At 68.3% G+C, this 2,346-nt stretch carries 2 protein-coding genes and 1 pseudogene; all 3 read right to left on the reverse strand.

Annotation, left to right across the window (positions count from 1 at the left end; genetic code table 11):
- Positions 1-788, reverse strand: a 788-nt coding sequence (locus ACK5KK_RS10450) for an ABC transporter permease subunit (RefSeq protein WP_416890023.1), incomplete at its 3' end; no start/stop codon positions are given.
- Entirely contained in the window at positions 785-2,077 is a 1,293-nt protein-coding gene (locus tag ACK5KK_RS10455; protein WP_416890024.1) for an ABC transporter permease, read from the reverse strand. The genes ACK5KK_RS10455 and ACK5KK_RS10450, both read right to left, overlap by 4 nt.
- Positions 2,074-2,346: pseudogene (locus ACK5KK_RS10460) on the reverse strand (heme ABC transporter ATP-binding protein); the annotation flags it as partial. The pseudogene ACK5KK_RS10460 and the gene ACK5KK_RS10455, both read right to left, overlap by 4 nt.

A 2,346-nucleotide genomic window follows, 5' to 3' on the forward strand; every position in this document is an offset into this window, starting at 1 on the left:
ATCGTCTGCCGGAACAGCACCGGTCCGATGACCGGGATGTCGCTCAGCAGCGGAATCGGGATGCGGGGCAGTCGGGGCGGGGTGTTCAGCGCCGCCGCGTTGGGCTGGAGCACCTGGCTGAACAAGAAGCTGGTCAGCCCCATCACGAGCACGTTCAGCACGACACCGACGATGACTTGGTCGACGTAGTAGGTGATCGCGAACACGGCCAGCACCGCGGCCACCAGCACTCCGGCGACAGCGGCACCGACCAGCCCCAGCAGGGGCTGCCCCGTGACACTTGCGATCACGGCGGCGGTGAACGCCCCCGCCAGCAGTTGGCTCTCGATCGCGATGTTGACGACACCGGCCCGCTCGCCGATCACTCCGCCCAGCGCGCCGAAGATGAGCGGAATCGCACCCAGCAGTGCTCCGGCGAGCAGTCCCACGACGGGCACGGTGCCACCCGACGCCGCCCACGTCAGAAAACCCACGATCGCGACCAGCAAGTAGATGACCACGATCCATAGCGGTGATCGCGCGTACCAGCGGACGAACCAGGCCGATGCCGCCGTCAGCAACGCCATCAGGACGATGCAGCCCCACGCGGTCCCGGCGACGGGGGCGACGACATCTGGCAGCGCGAAAGCATCGGTGCCGGTCGCGAGCCGGAAAGTGGTCTCTGCTCCGCGAGGAACGGCGAGCACCAGCAGCGCGAACAGCACCGTGAACACGGCAAGGGCGACCGGCGCCTTCCAGCTGCGGATGACGACCGTCTCAGCGGTGGTCGTGGTGTGCGCCGTGCTCATCGGTTCACCTCCGCCTGCGCGCCCGCCGCGTCGGCGACGACCTGCGCCTTCAGCGCCTTGCGTCGCGCCTTGGCCTGCCGCCGGCGGTCGCGCTCGTCGGACGGGAGGAAGAAGATCGCGCGCACCAGCGGCGGCGCGGCGATGAACAGCACGATGAGCGCCTGCACGACCGTGACGATCTCGATCGGGATCTGCTCGGCCGCCTGCATGCGATACCCGCCCGCTTTGAAAGCTCCGAACAGCACGCCGGCGGCGAACGTGCCCCACGGCGTGGAGCGTCCCAGCAGCGCCACCGTGATCGCGTCGAACCCGATCCCCGCATCCACCCCCGCGGTGAACCCTGTCGTGGTCGTGCCGAGGACCTGGTCCACGCCCGCCAGACCCACCAGTCCCCCCGCGATCAGCATCGCGTACAGGTACATCCGCGGCACCCGGATGCCGGCGACGCGGGCTGCGTTGGGGTTTTCGCCGACGGCGCGGAACTGGAAGCCGAGGTTGGAGCGGCTGAGGATCCACCACACCAGGATCGTCGCGAGGATCGTCAGCACGAACCCGAAGTGCAGATTGTAGCCGGGCCCCAGCAAGTCGGGGAAGACCGCCGTCTCACGCATGGCCGGGGTCTTCGGGTTGCTGGATCCGGGGGCCTGCAGTAATCCGGGTGTGCGCAGCATCCACGAGATCAGGTAATAGGCGACGTAGTTGAGCATGATCGTCACGATCACCTCGTGTGCGCCGGTGCGGGCTTTGAGGAACCCGGCGATGCCGCCCCACAGCGCACCGGCGCCGATACCGACGACGAGGGCGAAGAGCATGTGCAGACCCCATGGCAGGTCGAACGAGAACGCGACCCACCCGGCACCGGCTGCGGCCATGAGCATCTGCCCGCGACCACCGATGTTGAACATGCCGACGCGGAAGGCAAGCGCAACGCCCAGTCCCGCCGCGATCAGGGGCGTCGCGAACGTCAGAGTCTCGGTGAGGGGACGGATGCCGGTGAGGAAGTCCTTCGCGCCGACGTTGTACACCGCACCCTGGAACAGCGCCGCGTACGCACCGCTGACGGCATCCCAGCTCGCGGCGATCGTGTCGCCGGGACGGGCGAAGAAGTACCCCGCGACGGACTGCACGTCTTTGTCGGTGAAAGCGATCATGACGCCGCCGACGATCAAGGCCAGCAGAACCGACAGCACCGAGATGAGGGCGTTGCCCTGCGTGATCTGGCGCAGCGTGGTGTGCCAGCGACCGGGGGGCGGCTCCTCGGCGAGGTCGGGCTCGGTGACGGCGGTCATGCTGCTGCCTCTTCCGCGGCGCCGGCCATCATGAGACCGAGGACCTCTCGTGGGGTGTCTCCGGGGACGATCCCCACGATCCGGCCGCGGTACATCACCATGATGCGGTCGGCGAGGGCGGCGACCTCGTCGAGTTCGGTCGAGACCACGATCACCGGAATGCCGGAGTCGCGGGTGGCGACGATGCGTTTGTGGATGAACTCGATGGAGCCGACATCGACACCGCGGGTGGGCTGGGCGGCCACGAACAGGGCGAGTTCGCGGCTGAG

The sequence above is a fragment of the Microbacterium sp. genome, assembly GCF_047972865.1.
Taxonomy (GTDB): domain Bacteria; phylum Actinomycetota; class Actinomycetes; order Actinomycetales; family Microbacteriaceae; genus Microbacterium.

Bases quoted from the DNA above. Each gene is read 5' to 3' on its own strand.
- ACK5KK_RS10455 (WP_416890024.1), bottom strand. From the start codon at position 2,077: ATGACCGCCGTCACCGAGCCCGACCTCGCCGAGGAGCCGCCCCCCGGT.